Origin of the sequence: Salinicola tamaricis, assembly GCF_003006155.1 — a bacterium.
GTDB lineage: Bacteria > Pseudomonadota > Gammaproteobacteria > Pseudomonadales > Halomonadaceae > Salinicola > Salinicola tamaricis.
The window spans coordinates 2,817,225-2,834,860 of the sequence record NZ_CP023559.1 but is presented as its reverse complement, the minus strand read 5'-3'; the positions used below and the strand labels follow the sequence as shown (position 1 = coordinate 2,834,860).

Here is a 17,636-nt window from a genome sequence, read left to right as displayed (position 1 = left end):
ATTCGCCCACGTCAGTCTTCGTTCGAGGCCGGCCGTCACCGTGACGCCGGCCTTTCGTGCTTCGAGAGGAACCCCGCCGCATGAGCCACAGCACCGACGGCCGCGCGCTGCGTATCGTCTTCGCCGGTACCCCCGACTTCGCCGCAGAAAGTCTGCAGGCGCTGCTCGACTCGCGCCATCAGGTCGTCGCCGTCTACACCCAGCCCGACCGCCCCGCCGGCCGTGGGCGCAAGCTGACCCCGAGCCCGGTCAAGCAGCTGGCGCTGGACCACGCCCTGCCGGTGTGTCAGCCGACCTCGCTCAAGACGCTCGAAGCGCAGCAGACGCTGGCCGACTTCGCAGCCGACGTGATGGTGGTGGTCGCCTACGGGCTGCTGCTGCCGCAGGCGGTGCTCGACCTGCCGCGGCTGGGGTGTCTCAACGTGCACGCCTCGCTGCTACCACGCTGGCGCGGTGCGGCACCGATCCAGCGCGCCATCGAAGCCGGCGACCGCGAGAGCGGCATCACGCTGATGCAGATGGATGCCGGCCTGGATACCGGCGACATGCTGCTGGTACGGCGCACGCCGATCGACGCCACCACCACCGGCGGCACGCTCCACGACATCCTGGCCGCCCTCGGCGGTGAGACGCTGATCGCCGGCCTCGACGCGCTGAGCGACGGCGACCTGACACCGACGCCGCAGCCTGACGACGGCGTCACCTACGCCAGCAAGCTCTCCAAGGCCGAAGCCGAACTCGACTTCCGCCAGCCCGCCGCGGCGCTAGCCCGCCGGATACGTGCCTTCAACCCCTGGCCGGTGGCCTGGACGCGGCTCGACGGCGACAGCGTGCGCCTGTGGCTGGCCGAGGCCGAGGCGGACACCGCCCAGCCCGCCACGCCCCCCGGCACCCTGCTCGCCCCGGCAGATGATGCCCTGCGCATCGCCTGCGGCAGCGAAGGCTGCGAGGTGCTGCGGGTCACCCGGCTGCAGCTACCGGGCGGTAAACCGCTGACGGCGCGCGACCTGCTCAACGCCAAGCCGTCACGGCTCGGCGCCGGGCAGCGCCTGGGCCAGCCAGACCTAGGCCAGCCGGAAGATACGACAGGAGCCGACGCATGAGCGCAATCAGTGCACGGGCCGTGGCCGCCAAGCTGCTGGTGCCGGTCATCAACGCCGAAGGGTCGCTGGCCTCACTCGACGCCGACATCGCCGCCCACGGGGTCGCCGAGCGCGACCGCGGCTTCGTCAAGGCGCTCTGCTTCGGTGTCTGCCGCGCTTATCCGCGCCTCGATGCGCTGGCCGCAGAGCTGCTGCGCCAGCCGTTCAAGAAGCGCGACAGCGACGTGCAGGCACTGCTGCTGCTGGGACTTTACCAGCTCTTGCACATGCGCGTGCCGGCACACGCCGCGGTCAGCGAGACCGCCGGTGCTGCCCGCGGGGTGGGCAAGGCCTGGGCCACCCGCGTGCTCAACGGCTGCCTGCGCCGCTTCCAGCGCGAATCGGTAGCACTCCAGGCCAAGGTCGACCGCGATCCGCCGGTAGCGCTGTGGCATCCCGCCTGGCTGCTCAAGGCACTGCGTCAGGCCTGGCCCGATGCCTGGCAAGCGCTGTGCGCGGCCAACAACGAGGCTGGGCCGATGACCCTGCGCGTCAACCGCCGTCGGACCACGCGCGATGCTTATCTCGAACGCCTCGGCGGCGCCGGCATCGAGGCCAGCGCCTGCCACTTCGCCGCCGACGGTATCCAGCTCGCCGCAGCGGTGGACGTCTACCAGTTGCCGGGCTTCGCCGAGGGCGACGTCAGCGTGCAGGACGAATCCGCCCAGCTCTGCGCCGATCTGCTGGCGCCGGCGCTCGAGGGCCGCGACGGTGCGCGGGTGTTCGACGCCTGCGCCGCCCCCGGCGGCAAGAGCGCGCACCTGCTGGAACGCTTCACCCTCGACCTCACCGCCAGCGATATCGACCCCGGCCGGCTGGCGCGGGTCGGTGCCACGCTGGAGCGGCTGGGTCTCGACGCCCGCCTGAACGCCCTCGATGCCAGCAGTGCCACGCTCGCCGAGACGCTGGGCCAGGCCTCGGACGCCGCGGCGCCGAGCGCGGGCTTCGATGCCATCCTGCTCGACGCCCCCTGCTCGGGTACCGGGGTGATCCGCCGCCACCCGGACATCAAGCTGACCCGCCGCGCCAGCGATATCGGTGACCTCGCCGCGCTGCAGGCGCGCCTGCTCGACAACCTGTGGCGCCAGCTCGCCCCCGGCGGCACCCTGCTCTACGCCACCTGCTCGGTGCTGCCGGCCGAGAACGCCGAGCAGATCGCTGCCTTCCTGGCGCGCACCCCGGACGCCCGCGCCACCACTCCAGAAGACCTCGCCTGGGGCCAGACCGCCGGCCACGGCCGCCAGCTGCTGACCGCCCAAGGCGGCCACGACGGCTTCTTCTACGCTCGGCTGGAGAAGGTGCTGCCGTAAGGCATGGACCGCAGAGGCGGGGGAGCAAGCCACCCCGCCGACTTGCGCCCTGGCGGGTGCGCTTCGATACTGAGGATGGATACCGGATCAGGGAGGCCGCCCGTGCCCGCCAAGAGCGTGTCAGATTCCCGCGTGTCAGCCACCGCCACCGACTCTTCCTGCGCGGTGGCGGCCAGCGAAACCGAACCCCAGACCGAGTCTGCGTTCACGCCGCACGTCCAGACCCAGCCGGCACTGGCGTCTCTCGACGGCATCGCCGAGAACAGCGCGCTGGTGATCGTCGACGTGCAGCCCGACTTCATGCCGGGCGGCGCCCTGGCCTGCCCCGAGGGGGACGCGATCCTTCCTGGCCTTGCCTGCTGCTGGCGCAGCACGCTTTCGGCCACGTGGTGGCGACCCAGGATTGGCACCCTGCGCGCCACGTCTCCTTCGCTTCATGCCACCCCCGCACCAGCCGTTCGAGGCGATCGAACTCTATGGCCACAGCCAGACCCTGTGGCCGGACCATTGTGTCCAGCGCAGCGAGGGTGCGGCGCTGCACCCGGCCATCGACTGGTCACCGTGCGATGTGATCATTCGCAAGGGCACCGATCCGCGCATCGACTCCTACAGCGCCTTTCGCAACAACGTCGGCCCCGAGGGCCATCGCCCCGCCACCGGGCTGGCCGGCTGGCTGCGCGACCGCGGCGTGAGCGACGTCTACATCTGCGGCCTGGCCCGCGACGTGTGTGTGCTGTGGACCGCCGAGGACGCGGTGGCCGCCGGTTTCCGCACCCATTTCCTGTGGCCGCTGACCCGACCCGTCACCTTCGACACCGACGCCGACGTGCTCGCACGGCTGGCGGCGCTGGAGATCTCGGTGATCGAGGCCTGACGGCCGTCACCCTGAAACCGATCACCCTGAAAGACTGTCATTCCACAGAAATCGTCATTCACCAGACATTGCCATTTCCCAGAAGGAGTAGCCCCATGAGCGATCACGTCTACAAGCAGGTCGAGATCACCGGTTCTTCCCCCGACGGCATCGAAGCCGCCGTACAGAACGCCATCGCCAAGGCCAGCGAGTCACTGCACGGCATGCGCTGGTTCGAGGTCACCGAGACCCGCGGGCACATCGAGAACGAGCGCATCGCCCACTGGCAGGTGACAGTGAAGGTGGGTATCTCACTCGACTGATCGTTGCCTGATCGGCGCGGGCCGTGGCAGCGTCGCCGCCCGCGCTGGTGTTTCTTGTTATCTCGATTTCTGACGTCACGCCTCGCCCGCATGCGGGGTGGTGTCATTCGCCGTCCAGGGTCGTTATGCTACGCGCTGATCGAGGCGCGCCCGACCCCCAGGGGTGATTGGGCATCTCTCTCCCGCACTTTTTTACTCAGTGCTTCCCTGACGGTTTGGCATGAAAATCATCATTCTAGGGGCCGGCCAAGTGGGCGGCACGCTGGCCGAACACCTGGCCAACGAAGAGAACGACATCACCGTCGTGGATATCAGCGAAGTGCGTCTGCGCGAGCTGCAGAACCGCCTGGATATCCGCACGGTCGTGGGCACCGCGTCCTATCCCAACATCCTGCGCCAGGCCGGCGGCGAGGATGCAGACATGCTGATCGCAGTGACCAGTTCCGACGAGATCAACATGATCGCGTGCCAGGTCGCGCACTCGCTGTTCCGCACGCCGACCAAGATCGGCCGCGTGCGCTCGACCGCCTATCTGACGCGCAAGAGCCTGTTCTCCAACGACGCTATCCCAGTCGACGTGCTGATCAGTCCGGAACAGGTGGTCACCGACCATATCCGCCGGCTGATCGAGTACCCCGGTGCGCTGCAGGTGCTCGACTTCGCCGGCGGCCTGGCCCAGTTGGTGGCGGTCAAGGCCTACTACGGCGGGCCCCTGGTCGGCCAGGAGCTGGGCTTTCTGCGCCGCCACATGCCGGATATCGATACCCGCGTAGCCGCGATCTATCGCCGTGACCGTCCGATCATTCCCTCCGGTGACACCGTGATCGAGGCCGATGACGAGGTCTTCTTCATCGCCGCGCGCAAGGATATCCGCACCGTGATGGGCGAGCTGCGCAAGGTCGACCGCGACTTCCGCCGCGTGGTGATCGCCGGCGGCGGCAACATCGGCGAGCGCCTGGCCGAGACCCTCGAGCACAAGCACCAGGTCAAGATCATCGAGCACGATCTGAGCCGCTGCGGCACCCTCTCCGAGAAGCTCGACCGCACCGTGGTGCTGCACGGCAGCGCCACCAGCAAGCGGCTGATGCTCGAGGAGAACATCGAGGACTGCGATATCTACTGCGCGCTGACCAACGACGACGAGGTCAACATCATGTCGTCGATGCTGGCCAAGCGTTTGGGCGCCAAGAAGGTGCTGACGTTGATCAACAACGCCGCCTACGTGGACCTGGTCCAGGGCGGCGAGATCGATATTGCCATCTCGCCGCAGCAGACCACCATCGGCAGCCTGCTGACCCACGTGCGCCGCGGCGATATCGTCAATGTGCACTCGCTGCGTCGCGGTGCCGCCGAGGCGATCGAGGCGATTGCGCATGGCGATAAGCGCTCTTCCAGGGTCGTCGGGCGCACCATCGGCGAGGTCGATCTGCCCAACGGCACCAGCATCGGTGCCATTGTGCGCGGCAAGGAGGTGCTGATCGCCCACGACGACGTGCTGATCGAGAGTGGCGACCACCTGATCCTGTTCGTGATCGACAAGCGCCGCATTCGCGACGTCGAACGTCTGTTCCAGGTCGGGCTCACCTTTTTCTGATGCTGTTCGTCTCGATGCCGTTCGTCTCGATGGCGCTCGTTCCCAGACCATTCATTCGGATGCCCTTCTTCGGGGTGGCGTTGGCACGCCTTTCACGGCGGTCGCGGCGGCCGTTCGCGAGCGTGTGCGCATGAACCTGTTCGTGACTCTGCGCATCGTCGGGCTGCTGCTGATGCTGTTCAGCCTGACCATGGTGCCGCCGATGGTGATCGCGCGGATCTTCCACGACGGCAACTGGCACGCCTTCGGCATCGGCATGGCGATCTCGGTGGTCACCGGCGCCCTGCTCTACTGGCCCAACCGGCGCGCCCGGCGCGAGCTGCGCACCCGCGATGGTTTCATCATCACGGTGCTGTTCTGGGGCGTACTGGGGCTGTTCGGTACCGTGCCGTTCATGGTCTCCGCAGCCCCGGCGATGAGCTTCACCGACGCGGCGTTCGAATCCTTCTCCGGGCTCACCACCACTGGCGCCACGGTGCTCCATGGCATCGATCAGCTACCCGCCTCGATCCGCTTCTACCGCCAGCAGTTGCAGTGGCTCGGCGGCATGGGGATCGTGGTGCTGGCGGTGGCGATCCTACCCACCCTGGGCATCGGTGGCATGCAGCTCTACCGCACCGAGATTCCCGGGCCGCTGAAAGACTCCAAGCTGACCCCGCGAATCACCGAGACCGCCAAGGCACTGTGGTACATCTATGTGATCCTCACCGTGGTCTGCGCGCTGGCCTACTGGCTCGCCGGCATGGACTGGTTCGATGCCATCGGCCACAGCTTCTCGACCATCGCGGTGGGCGGTTTCTCCACCCATGACGCCAGCATCGCCTACTTCGACAGCGCCACCATCGAGCTGATCTGCGTGCTGTTCATGATCGTCTCCTCGATCAGCTTCGGCCTGCACTTCGCGGTATGGCGCGAAAAGCGTCTGTTGCAGTACATCCGTGACCCGGAGTTCTGCTTCTTCGTCTCCTTCCTCGGTCTGCTGGTGCTGATCACCGTGGTCACGCTGTTCGCCACCGGCACCTACCACGACGCCACCGGCTTGCGCCATGGGCTGTTCGAGGCGGTGTCGGTGGCCACCACCTCCGGTTTCAGCGTCGCCGACTTCACCCTGTGGCCCGGGGTACTGCCGATCATGCTGTTCATGGCGGCCTTCGTCGGCGCCTGCTCCGGCTCCGCCGGCGGTGGGATGAAGGTGATCCGTATCCTGCTGATCCTCAAGCAGGGCATCCGCGAGGTGCACCGGCTGATCCATCCCAATGCGGTATTCGCGGTCAAGGTGGGCAAGATGCGCATCTCCGAGGGCGTGGCCGAGGCGGTGTGGGGCTTCTTCTCGGTCTATCTGATGCTGTTCGTGCTGATGCTGCTGGCGCTCTCGGCCACCGGGCTCGATCAGGTCACCGCGTGGTCCGCGGTGGGCTCGGCACTCAACAACCTGGGCCCCGGGCTGGGTGCGGTCTCCACCGACTACGGCGACATCCCCGATCTGGCCAAATGGATTCTGGTGCTGGCGATGATGCTCGGGCGCCTGGAGATCTTCACCGTGCTGGTGCTGTTCACACCGGCGTTCTGGCGCCGCTGAGCGCGGCGTCCCGCTGTTCGCTGCAGCCTTACACTATCCACGGCGGCCTTCCACTGTCCACGGCTGCCTGCCACCACTATCCGCAGCCGCCTTCCACTAAAGGATGACGAGCGCGCTATCGCCAGGGGGGAAGGCCGGGGGTCGCCAATGATAGAATGCGCGGCTTTCCGGCGCCGCCAAGAGGCTCACGAGGCAGCGGTAGTGCCGTCCCCTACCTTTCGCATCACGAGAGAGTCATGTCCGTCAATTCGCAACGCCGCTCTTCCGCCCCGTCGTTCCTGCGGCTGGGTCTGATTCCCCAGATCGTCATCGGCATCTTGCTCGGCCTGCTGGTCGCCCAGCTGGCGCCGGCACTGGCGCAATCGTTCGAGATCCTGGGTCAGGTATTCATCAGCGCGCTCAAGGCGATCGCACCGATTCTGGTGTTCGTGCTGGTGATGGCCGCCATCGCCAGCCACGAGCGTGGCCAGCCGACCCAGATTCGCGGCGTGCTGGCGCTCTATCTGATCGGCACCCTGGTGGCGGCGTTGGTCGCGGTGAGCGCGAGCTTCCTGTTCCCGACCACGCTGATCATCGACGCGCCCCAGGCCGACGGCACGCCGCCATCGGGCATCGCTGAGATCCTGCGCAACCTGCTGCTGAGCGCGGTGGACAACCCCGTGGCGGCGCTCACCAACGCCAACTTCATCGGCATTCTGGCCTGGGCGGTGGGTCTGGGCCTGCTGCTGCGGCGCGCCAACGACACCACCCGGCGCGGCCTCGCCGATCTCTCCGATGCCGTCTCGGGACTGGTGCGCTGGGTGATTCGGCTGGCCCCGCTGGGCATCTTCGGGCTGGTCGCCAACACCTTCGCCACCACCGGCATGAGCGCGCTGGCGGACTACGCCCATCTGCTCGGGCTGATCATCGGCTGCATGCTGTTCGTGGCGCTGGTGACCAATCCGCTGATCGTGTTCCTGTATACCCGTCAGAATCCCTATCCGCTGGTCTTCACCTGCCTGCGCGGTAGTGCCATCACCGCCTTCTTCACCCGCAGCAGCGCCGCCAACATCCCGGTCAACATGGAACTGTGCAAGCGCCTCGACCTGCACGCCGATACCTACTCGGTATCGATCCCGCTGGGCGCGACGATCAACATGTCCGGCGCCGCGGTGACCATCACCGTGATGACCCTGGCCGCCGCCCACACCCTGGGCCTGAGCGTCGACTTCTCTACCGCGCTGCTGCTGTGCATCGTCTCCGCCCTCGCCGCCTGCGGCGTCTCCGGGGTCGCCGGCGGCTCGCTGCTGCTGATCCCGATGGCGGCGAGCCTGTTCGGCATCTCCGCCGACGTCGCCATGCAGGTGGTGGCCATCGGCTTCGTCATCAGCGTGCTGCAGGACTCCACCGAGACCGCGCTCAACTCCTCCACCGATGTGCTGTTCACCGCCGCGGCCTGCCGTTCGCCCAAGGCTCGCGCAGCGCAGGACGAGACACGCGCAGTACAGGAGACCAGCGGCGCAGCGAGCAAAACGGTTTAAGAGCGCCTTTCACAACCGCTAGACGACGTGGACTTATCCGGCGCCCATCGTCAGAGGATTGGGAAATGGGGCCGGCGAAGCCTGAGCGTTCGCCCCGGCCGGCCGGTTTTTCACCGGCCGGCTTGGCATCGCCGCCGTGACGTGCAATATGGGTGATGACTTTTCTCCAGCCTTGGAATTTCCCCTCGATGTCTGACTCCACAGCCGGCCCCCGCGAGGTCGTCGCGCTCGCCGAGCACGAGCTGACCCTGCTCGGTACCGCCCATGTCTCCCAGGCCAGCGCCGACGAAGTGCGCGCGCTGATCGACTCCGGCGAGTTCGACGCCGTAGCGATCGAGCTCTGCACCTCGCGCCACCAGAGCCTGACCCAGCCCGATGCCATGGCCAAGCTCGACCTGTTCCAGGTGCTCAAGCAGGGCAAGGCGGGCATGGTCGCGGCGAGCCTGGCGCTCGGCGCCTTCCAGCAGCGGGTGGCGGCCCACTCCGGCATCGAGCCGGGGGCGGAGATGCGCGCCGCGGTCAAGGGCGCCCAGCGTGCCGGCTTGCCGCTCTACCTGATCGATCGCGAGATCGGTGTCACCCTCAAGCGCATCTACCAGAACGTGCCCTGGTACAAGCGCTTCGGGCTGATCTCGGGGCTGCTCGGCAGCGTGCTGTCGCGGCAGACGGTCTCCAGCGAGGAGATCGAGAAGCTCAAGGAGGGTGATGTGCTCGAATCCACCTTCGCCGAGTTCGCCGAGCAGTCGGAATCCCTCTATGTGCCGTTGATCGCCGAGCGCGACCGCTTCATGGCGCTCAAGCTGGTGGAGTCGCTGCCAGATGGCGCGGCCCGCCGGGTACTGGTGGTGATCGGCGCCGGCCACCTCAAGGGCATGAGCGAGCATCTGCGGGCGCTGGATGCCCAGCCGCCAGCGGCACCGGCAGTGCGCGATGAGCGCGCGGCGCTGGAGTCCACGCGCCCCGCGCACGCTGGTGGAAGGCGCTGCCCTGGGTCATCGTCGCGCTGGTGCTCACCGGCTTCGCCATCGGCTTCAGCCGCGACACCGCCTTCGGCTGGTCGCTGGTGGCCGAGTGGGTGCTGATCAACGGCAGCTTCTCGGCGCTGGGGGCGCTGATCGCCCTCGGCCACCCGTTGACCATCGCCGCGGCCTTCCTCGGTGCCCCGCTCACCTCGCTCAACCCCACCATCGGGGTCGGCTTCGTCACCGCCGGGGTCGAGCTCTACTTCCGCCGCCCCACGGTGGGTGACTTCTCGCGCCTGCGCAGCGACGTCAGCCACTGGCGCGGCTGGTGGCGCAACCGGGTCGCACGCACCCTGTTGGTGTTCCTGCTCTCGAGCCTCGGCTCGGCGATCGCCACCTGGGTCGCCGGCCTGCGTATCGCCGGGCAGCTATTCGGCTAGCCCAGAGCCCTCGGCTGATTCAGAGCCCTCGGCTGATTCAGAGCCCTCAGCTGATTAAGAGCCCTCAGCTGATTCAGAGCCCTCGGTTCGCCATGCGCGAGCCGAGCGTGCGTGTCCAAGCGAAGCCGTTCGGCTGTCGTCCTATGTCTGATGCGAGCCTGCGCCCATAACCGCTCTCGCGCACTCCTCTCCTCTTACATCATCCCTCTTGAAAGCCATCCAAGCGCCACCATTTTCCGTTACGGGTGCCGCCAAGGCCGCTGATAGAGGGGCAAAGGGCGGGGAAGAAAAAATATCGCCGCGTAACGCCCTCCCCCCTTGAAAGCCGTTCAGGCGACCCTATTTAACATAATATCGAGAGAGGAGCAGTCAGCCGACGGCATCTTGCATGCGTCATCCCCTCGACAGCGGACGCCGCCCAGCGGGTCCGCGACCGGTGGCCCGAGATGGGCTCGGGCACCCCAAGACTTCGCTGTCATTCAGGAGGTTGCACCATGAATACGATGTCTCTTTCTCCGCTGTTCCGCCGTTCCATCGGTTTCGACCGGCTCAACGATCTGTTCGAGACCGCGATGCAGAACGACGTGCCCAGCTATCCGCCCTACAACGTCGAAAAGTATGGCGAGAACGATTACCGCATCGCCGTCGCGGTCGCCGGCTTCGGCGAGGGCGAGCTCGATGTCAACGTCGAGAAGCGCGTACTGACCATCAGTGCCGGCAAGAACGAGCGCGACGACCAAGAGCGAGTGCAGTACCTGCACCAGGGCATCGCCCAGCGCGCGTTCAAGCTCTCGTTCCGCCTCGACGAAAACATCGAGGTCCAGGGCGCACGGCTGGAAAACGGCCTGCTGATCGTCGATCTACTGCGCGTGGTGCCCGAAGAGCAGCGCCCGCGCCAGATTCCGATCAATGGCAAGCAGCAGCGCCTGAGCGACACGTCCGTGAGCCGTGACGCCCAGAGCGATGCGACTCAGGGCGACGTGACTCAGGGCGAAACGGTAGAGACCGCCCACGCCTGAGCGTGAACCGGGCGAGATGACGGCCGCGACGGCCGCCAAGATCCGCCGGCCAGGCAGCCCACGCTGCCGGCACGACGGATAGCAGAAGGCCCGGCGGGGTAACCCGCCGGGCCTTCTTTCGTCTGAGCGTCGAATTTGTAAACACCCTCTGACGTTGAGCCTCAGATGACGCCCTGCTCCCTGGCCATGGCATATGCCGCCCGCGGCCCGTGCCACAGGGTGGGAATCAGCAGGAAGGCCACCGGCACCGCCGGGATCACCAGGAACTGCTGCAGCACGCTGACCTGACCCGAGCCCATGTAGAGCAGGATCGCCGCCATCAGCGCGAAGGTGACGCCCCAGAAGGCGCGCAGCGCCACGCCCGGGTCATCGTGGCCGGCGCACACCACGGAGACAGCGTAGCTCATCGAGTCACCGGTGGTGGCGACGAAGATGGTGGTCAGCACCAGTACCGCCAGCGCCATCCAGGTACCGCCGGGCAGCGCCTGCGCCACCGTCAGCGTAGCCACATCGAACTGGAAGTTCTTGAGCGGCTCGGCCAGATCGATTACCCCATGCAACTGGTAGAAGATGCCGGAGCCGCCGAGCAGGGTGAACCACACCGTGGTCACGATCGGCGCCAGCACCGCAGTGGCGATGATCATCTCGCGGATGGTGCGCCCGCGGGAGATCCGCGTGACGAAGATCGCCATCGGCGGTGCGAAGCCGACGAACCAGGCGAAGAAGAACACCGTCCACCACTTCAGCCAGCTCAGCGGCGCGGTGACCGTGGTCAGGGTCGACAGCTCGAAAAAGTGGTTCAGGTAGGTGCCGAAGCCCTGGAACCAGCTATTGACCAGGAACAGGGTCGGCCCCAGCACCAGAATCACACCGCCCAGGATCATCGCCCAGATCACGTTGAAGCGGCTGAGAAACTGGATGCCGCGGTCGATCCCGGTCACCGCCGAAGTGACGTAGATCGCGCCCAGGCCGACAAGGATCATCAACTGCACCTCGTAGCCGCGGGGAAAGCCGAACAGATCGTGGAGCCCGAAACTGACCTGGGTCGCCAGGAAGCCGAGCGGACCCACCGTGCCGGCGGTCACCGCGATGGCGCAGATGGCATCGATGACGCCACCGAGGACGCCTTTCATCCGCTTGTCGCCGATCACCGGTGCCAGCAGCGTGCGCGGCTGCAGCGGCAGACCACGCTGATAGTGCTGATGCGAGAGGATACACACCGGCAGCGTGCCGAGAATGGCCCAGCCGGTGAAGCCCCAGTGGAAGAAAGCCTGGGCCAACGCATTGGGCACCGCCGCCGGCGTGCCCGCCTGGGTATCGAACGCTGGCGGTGTGACCACGAAGTGGTAGATCGGCTCGCCGGCGGCGAAGAAGACCCCGCCTCCCGCCAGCAGCGTACACAAGATGATCGAGACCCAGCGGAAGGTGCTCATGTCCGGCTTGTCGAGCCCGCCGATGCGCGCGCGGCCGGCCGGAGACAGCGCCACGCCGATGGCGATAAAGAAGGTCAACAGCATCAAGAGCTGGAAGGTGCTGCCGAACAGTCGCGCGGACTGGGTGAAGCTGATATCGATCAGATGCGCCACGGTGTCCGGTGCGATCGCCGAAGCGGCGACGAACAGCACGATGAAACCCACGGTGAGTATGAGTACGACGGGGTCGCCAAAACGGCCACCTGTAGACGATGGCGCGTTGGGATCGGAGTCATATGGGGGAGCGTTCGTTAGGCATGAAGCGCGCCACCCTACCGACCCACGCCGCTGACGGCAAGCGCTGAGCGTATCGGCGTCTGCCGCTAGCCGGGTTGCGCGCGCCCGTTTCCGGGGCACGCGCTCAGCCTGGCAGCGCCCGACGATAGCGCTTGAAGCGCTTGCCCAGGGCCTTGGTGTGACTCCGCGGCCAGCCGCGTACCGAGCGGCATGGCGCTACGCTGCAGACTCAGACGACGGCGCGTCACCAGCGAGCCGAGCGCCTGACGCCGCTCGGCGGAGATGCGCTGCATGTCAGCATCATCCAGCGCCGCTGCCAGCATCGCCAGATCGTGATCGTCGCCGAGCAGATCCGACAGCCGGTGCGCCTCCTCGGGCGCGTACCGTCAGCGGCGCCTTCCAGAGCGAACGCAGCAGTTCGCAGTGGTAGCGATGATATTTCACCCGCTTGCGCCACTCGTGCAGCGCCACCACGCTGCCCTCCTCCGCGGCGGTCTCACCGGCATCATCCAGGCGCCGGTAGGTCATGGCGAGCCCTGCCTGCCAGGCATCCCGTTGCGGTCCTTTCAGCCGCCAGCCGAGTACCGCCTGGCGCGCCTCGTCGAGCGCAGCCTCCAGTGCGGCGGTATCCATCGTGCCCTCGCTCCTACCCTGGCTCTCACCCTGACTTTCATCCTCACTGGACAGGGTGCGTTCACGACGCGCCTTCAGTCGCGCGCGGATCGCCGTGTAGTGGCGGCGGTCGATCTCGTCACGGTAGTGCGCCAGCAGCGCATCGAAGGTTTCCAGCAGCACCTGCTCGTCACGCCGCCCTGAGACCTGGCGTGCCAGATCGCGAAAACGCCGATTTTCGCGGGCATAGCGCTTGCCCAGCGCCGGGCGCACCAGACGCAGCAGCGCGCGAATCTTCTTGCAGCGCTTGCGCGCAGCTCGTGGATCGCCTCCACCGGCGGCGCCTCCATCAGCGCACGCCGCGCCCGCGCGATCTGCTCTAGGGCAATTCGGCGAGTTTCGTCTTCCAGCGGTTGGGATAGATCGAGGCGATAAGGCATGGCTGGCCCCACTCCGGCAATCAGGCGCGCTATAGATTCAAAGCTTCATAGCTTATAGCGTAGACCAGGCAGCAGCCGGGGCTGGCGGCATCTCCGTTTGCGCCACGCTATTCACCCCACTCCCTTCGCCCCCCATTCGCCCAAAGCTAATGGAGAGGAGTTCTCTCTCGGTTCTAGGCTCAAGATGGACCTGACCGAAGGGGGATCGATCCCGTGAAGAGTACACCGTTCATCACCGAAAGCCTGCTGACCCGCTGCCGCAAGGAGCAGAGCCTGCAGCACCAGCGCGCCCGGCAACCCTTCGACCCCGCGTCGCTGAATGACCGCAAGGAGCTATCGCTGATGGTCGAGGAGGCGATCCGCGAGGGCGAAACCTATGTCTCCATCGCCCGGGGCCACACCCATATCGGACTCACCGAGAGCGATCTCAACGAGCTGGTCGGTCCCGAAGTCGCGATCCGCGATCGCATCGAGCGCTTTCAGCAGATTTGATTCGCGCCACCAGCGATCATCATCTCCGGCCGCTCATCGAGGCGGCCGGGGTTTCTATGCGCCGGGGTTGTCTCAGCGCACCGTGATGCGGTTCGGCGTCTGCGAGACGATCTCGAGCGGCGTGCCCTTAAGTGCAACCTCCAGCGCCTGGCGAATGCTCATCGCCCCGGTAACCGCATTGACCGGCACCGACTCGGTTCGCGAGAGGTCGGTCTCGATGAAACAGCCGGTGGCATGGGCCAACTGCTGCGCGGTCTCGTCGAAGCGCTGAGGCGGGATGGGGTGCGCCGCCGGCTTGTCGCAGGCGCCTTTCGGCGTGGCCGCCGCCGGCGCGTTGGACGCGGCCGTGGAGATGCCCGTTGAGTGGGCGGCCGGCGCATCTGGCTTCGGCGCCGCCGGTGCCGGGGCACAACCGCAGAGCAGTGCTAAAGTCACCCCGCCAAGTGCGCCTAGTGCAAAACGTCTGACCATGGTGATCTCCGTTTCTCGGTTCCCGTCTCACGCTAGACCTGTTTCTCGCTAGTCCTATCTCTTACTAGTCCTATCTCTTACTAGGCCCGGCGCTAGATAGGCCAGCCCAACAACATCGTCGATCGCGTCGTCCGCTATCGCAAGATGGGGCTGTCGCTGAGGCGTTCAACGGGCGCAGTACTTCTGGAAAACCTTGGCCTGGGTATCGAGCGTCACCTGCTCATTGACCTGGCTGTAGTAGAAAGGCGCATAGGCAGTCTCCCCCGCGGCCCGATACTCGCCGCACAGGCCGTAGCCCTTCTGCACCGACTGAAGATCCTTCATCTCGACCTTTTCCACCCCGCGCTGGGCGGCGATCAGCTGCGCCACGTCGTCATCGACCTGGCTATCGCTGAAGGCCTGATAGCCGAAGATGGCACCAAAGACGAGAAGGATCGCCACCACGGGTACGTAGACGTTATGCATGTCCGCTGCCTGTCAGAGAAAGAGAAGTCCGCCGGAAAGTGCGCCGATGATACCGGATCGGCGCTGCTGAACGTAGGCAGATGACTCAACCAGTTAGCGATGGGTCGCAAAGCAGACAGCGACTTCCCCCGCTCAGCGCGCGGCATCGCGCCCTTGGCAGGAAGTCATCGGCGGCATTGCCCAACCCATATAGATACGTGATAACATAACAATATCAAATCATCGATTCAGCCAGCATACGCCCAGGAGAGATAGCATGAAAGACGGCATCCATCCCCAATACCGCACGGTGATCTTCCACGACACCAGCGTCGACAAGTACTTCAAGATCGGCTCGACCATGAGCTCGGACGAGACCATCGAGTGGGAAGACGGCAACACCTATCCGGTGGTGCGCCTGGATATCTCCTCCGCCTCGCACCCCTTCTATACCGGCAAGCAGCGCGAAGTCGGCAGCGAAGGCCGCGCCGCCCAGTTCCAGCGCCGCTTCGGCAGCATCGCCGCCGCGCGTCGCAAGTGATCCCCGGCCCGGCCATCGCGCCGGGCCTTTTAGTCGACACGCTCAGCGCGAGGCGTTGTCCGCCTGGCGTACCGGAACGCCAGCCAGCGCCGGCTCTGCCAGCCGCGTATTGAGCGCGATCAGCGGATCGGTATCACCGGGTAGCGTGCGGTAATGGCTGACACAGCCGCAACGGGCGCAGCGCACGAACTCGATCTCGCGGTCACCGCGCTGCCACAGGGCGACCCCCGCCTCGCCGACCTGGAGGGTGACCTCGCCGGGGGAGTAGTAGGCCCAGAGCGCAGCGTAGCGACGGCAGATCCCGCAGTTGCAGACGGTCACCTGCGCCGGTATCGGCGCAGTGATCTCGAGATTGCCGCAGTCGCAGCGCAGCGTCAGTTGCCCTGGCGTGGTCATGAGCCCTTCTCGGGGGAGCCGATCAGCGCCTGCAGCGAATCGATCGGCGAGGTGACGATATTCTCCAGCGACTCCGAGATCGCCTGCCAGATCACCACGCTCATATCCATCTGACTGCCGTTGACGGTGGTATCGATCGGGATGTTCAGATTGATCACCCCGTTCTCTGCCTGCAGCAGCGCCACCAGATTCTTCAGCGGTAGCGAGCTGGCGTCCGGGTCGACCTCACGGCCGAGGTCGAGCTGCTTGAGGATGATATGGTTGCGCGCGGTCAGCGCGCCGTCCTGCAGGCGATAGTGGAGATCGAGATCGGCACTGCCATGCTCGATACGATAGCCCGCGAAGCGCCGAATATAGGGCGCGAACTGGGACAGCGCCAGCCGCTCGGTGGTCAGGTGCATGCGCGCACCCAGGCTATCTCCAAAGCTCACGTCCCCTTCGATCATCACCGGGGTGCCATCGCTCACGCTGCCGTTGACATGGTACTGGGCGGGCTTGGCGGTGCGGGTATCGAAGCCCGTCAGTTGGCCCTGCAACTGGCCGATATCCAGCGACACCACCGGCGACATGCGGCGATCCTCGAACGTCATCTCGCCCTGCTCGATATGCATCTGGTTCAGCGCCAGCGCCATACCGCCGGATTGACGATTAGCTTGGCTATTTGGGTTCTGATGCCCGTTGCTTGGGTCCTGGCCGCCCTGTTTCTGGCCGCTCTGGCTCTGGCCCCCATCGCTTGGTTTCTGGCTAGTCTGATCCTGGTTGCCTTGATCCTGGCTGCTCTGAGTCTGGGCCTGCCCCGCCTGTGCCTGCTGGCCGCCGAACTGCGCCGTAAGATTGAAGCGCCCCTGATCATCCACCAGCGCATTCAACTTGGGCGCCGTGAGTGCCAGCGAGCCGACGACGAGATGGTCGCCGCTGGCGAAATCGACCTGCTTGGCCACGCCCTGTTGCACCGAGAACAGCGGCTGGCCCTGCGCCCCCTGGGTCTCGAAGCCATTCAGCGTCACCCCGCCCTGATAGGCCACGGCGGTAGCCACCGCCTGCCCGAAGCGCAGCCTGCCATCGAGCGAGAACTGACCGCCCACCACCCGCGCCGGCAGCGCCCGGGTCAACCAGGGGTCGAGCGCGGCGGCGTTGACCTGCTGCGCCTTCAGCGTGAGATCGCCGCTCAGCGGCAGCAGGCCGAATTGCCCCTGCAGATCTAGCTGGCCACCGCCCAGGGTCGCGGTAGCCTGCCCTTGCATCGGGCCGCCTTCCGGGCGCTGAAAACCCTCGAGCGTAAGATCGACCTCGTCCGCCTGAATTCTGGACTGCCCGGCGGCTGTCTGATCGACCCAGACGATACGCCCATGCTCAGCGCGGATCCGGTCGATGGTTAGCGGCATCGGCTGACCGGCATCGCTCGACGCGGACGAGCCCTGCCCAAGTGTGGTCACGTTGAGCGGCCCGGAGGGCGGCGAGACCAGATTCAGATGCGGCGAGCCCAGAGTGACCGACTCGATATGGATACCCGGCTGCCATAGGCTATCCCAGGCGAACGCCACCCGGCCCGACGCGGCAGAGAGCATCGGCGTCTTGCCGCTGCCGATTTCCAGTGACGAGAACGACGCCGTGGCGGTAAAGGGATTGAAATAGAGACGCTCCAGCGTAACCGGCTCCCCCAGCGAGCGGGAAAAGTGGCTCTCCGCCCACTTCGTCAGCGCCCAGGGGCCGGCCACGATGGCCAGAAACAGCAGCGCGAGCGCCACGGTGAAAACGCCGATCCAGCGGCGGCGGGTCGCGCTCATGG

At 66.3% G+C, this 17,636-nt stretch carries 16 protein-coding genes and 1 pseudogene; 11 read left to right on the top strand and 6 right to left on the bottom strand.

The genetic code is table 11. The features are described from left to right. The first annotated feature begins 80 nt into the window (after positions 1-80). From fmt to CN538_RS13045, 9 genes and pseudogenes are all read left to right on the top strand, one after another. Positions 81-1,103, top strand: a complete 1,023-nt coding sequence (gene fmt / locus CN538_RS13085; RefSeq protein WP_106419713.1) for a methionyl-tRNA formyltransferase — start codon at positions 81-83, stop codon at positions 1,101-1,103. Beyond that, complete coding sequence (gene rsmB, locus CN538_RS13080; RefSeq protein WP_106419712.1) at positions 1,100-2,452, top strand: 16S rRNA (cytosine(967)-C(5))-methyltransferase RsmB; 1,353 nt, start codon at positions 1,100-1,102, stop codon at positions 2,450-2,452. Before fmt ends, rsmB begins: the two co-directional genes overlap by 4 nt. 436 nt (positions 2,453-2,888) lie before the next feature. Continuing rightward, the gene (locus tag CN538_RS13075) at positions 2,889-3,326 is read left to right on the top strand and encodes an isochorismatase family protein (RefSeq protein WP_242495099.1); all 438 of its coding nucleotides are present in this window, start codon (positions 2,889-2,891) and stop codon (positions 3,324-3,326) included. Between the two features lie 95 nt (positions 3,327-3,421). Beyond that, positions 3,422-3,628 carry a dodecin gene (locus CN538_RS13070; RefSeq protein ID WP_106419711.1) on the top strand — a complete coding sequence of 69 codons (207 nt, stop codon included), beginning with the start codon at positions 3,422-3,424 and terminating at the stop codon, positions 3,626-3,628. Positions 3,629-3,848: 220 nt separating this feature from the next. Beyond that, the gene (trkA, locus tag CN538_RS13065; RefSeq protein WP_106419710.1) at positions 3,849-5,222 is read left to right on the top strand and encodes a Trk system potassium transporter TrkA; all 1,374 of its coding nucleotides are present in this window, start codon (positions 3,849-3,851) and stop codon (positions 5,220-5,222) included. Positions 5,223-5,352: 130 nt separating this feature from the next. Beyond that, a complete protein-coding gene (locus CN538_RS13060; RefSeq protein ID WP_106419709.1) occupies positions 5,353-6,801 on the top strand; it encodes a TrkH family potassium uptake protein in 1,449 nt (482 codons plus the stop codon). A 236-nt stretch (positions 6,802-7,037) separates the two neighbouring features. Next, positions 7,038-8,321 carry a serine/threonine transporter SstT gene (sstT, locus tag CN538_RS13055; protein WP_106419708.1) on the top strand — a complete coding sequence of 428 codons (1,284 nt, stop codon included), beginning with the start codon at positions 7,038-7,040 and terminating at the stop codon, positions 8,319-8,321. A gap of 155 nt (positions 8,322-8,476) precedes the next feature. Further along, a pseudogene (locus tag CN538_RS13050) lies at positions 8,477-9,723 on the top strand (TraB/GumN family protein). A 494-nt stretch (positions 9,724-10,217) separates the two neighbouring features. Then, positions 10,218-10,742, top strand: a complete 525-nt coding sequence (locus CN538_RS13045) for an Hsp20 family protein (RefSeq protein ID WP_106419707.1) — start codon at positions 10,218-10,220, stop codon at positions 10,740-10,742. 161 nt (positions 10,743-10,903) lie between these two features. Here the strand turns inward: CN538_RS13045 and CN538_RS13040 are convergent, their stop codons facing one another. Together CN538_RS13040 and CN538_RS13030 are read right to left on the bottom strand one after the other, a co-directional pair. After that, positions 10,904-12,379: a BCCT family transporter gene (locus tag CN538_RS13040; protein WP_242495098.1), complete on the bottom strand. Its 1,476-nt coding sequence runs from the start codon at positions 12,377-12,379 to the stop codon at positions 10,904-10,906. 372 nt (positions 12,380-12,751) lie between these two features. Then, a complete protein-coding gene (locus CN538_RS13030; RefSeq protein ID WP_277985173.1) occupies positions 12,752-13,483 on the bottom strand; it encodes a CHAD domain-containing protein in 732 nt (243 codons plus the stop codon). A gap of 233 nt (positions 13,484-13,716) precedes the next feature. On the opposite strand from CN538_RS13030, the gene CN538_RS13025 reads away from it, so the two are divergent. Beyond that, a complete protein-coding gene (locus tag CN538_RS13025; RefSeq protein ID WP_106419704.1) occupies positions 13,717-13,995 on the top strand; it encodes a hypothetical protein in 279 nt (92 codons plus the stop codon). 72 nt (positions 13,996-14,067) lie between these two features. Here CN538_RS13025 and CN538_RS13020 read toward each other — a convergent pair whose 3' ends face one another. Then, on the bottom strand, positions 14,068-14,466 hold the full coding sequence (locus CN538_RS13020; RefSeq protein WP_106419703.1) for an STN domain-containing protein: 399 nt from the start codon (positions 14,464-14,466) through the stop codon (positions 14,068-14,070). A gap of 165 nt (positions 14,467-14,631) precedes the next feature. Continuing rightward, positions 14,632-14,931 carry a hypothetical protein gene (locus tag CN538_RS13015; RefSeq protein WP_106419702.1) on the bottom strand — a complete coding sequence of 100 codons (300 nt, stop codon included), beginning with the start codon at positions 14,929-14,931 and terminating at the stop codon, positions 14,632-14,634. Between the two features lie 256 nt (positions 14,932-15,187). Between CN538_RS13015 and CN538_RS13010 the strand changes: the two genes are divergently transcribed. Beyond that, complete coding sequence (locus CN538_RS13010; RefSeq protein WP_106419701.1) at positions 15,188-15,451, top strand: type B 50S ribosomal protein L31; 264 nt, start codon at positions 15,188-15,190, stop codon at positions 15,449-15,451. A gap of 42 nt (positions 15,452-15,493) precedes the next feature. Here CN538_RS13010 and CN538_RS13005 read toward each other — a convergent pair whose 3' ends face one another. Continuing rightward, positions 15,494-15,847 (bottom strand): GFA family protein, encoded by a 354-nt coding sequence (locus CN538_RS13005; RefSeq protein WP_207233495.1) that lies wholly within the window; start codon positions 15,845-15,847, stop codon positions 15,494-15,496. Next, a complete protein-coding gene (locus CN538_RS13000; RefSeq protein WP_106419700.1) occupies positions 15,844-17,634 on the bottom strand; it encodes a DUF748 domain-containing protein in 1,791 nt (596 codons plus the stop codon). Before CN538_RS13000 ends, CN538_RS13005 begins: the two co-directional genes overlap by 4 nt. Positions 17,635-17,636 lie beyond the last annotated feature (2 nt).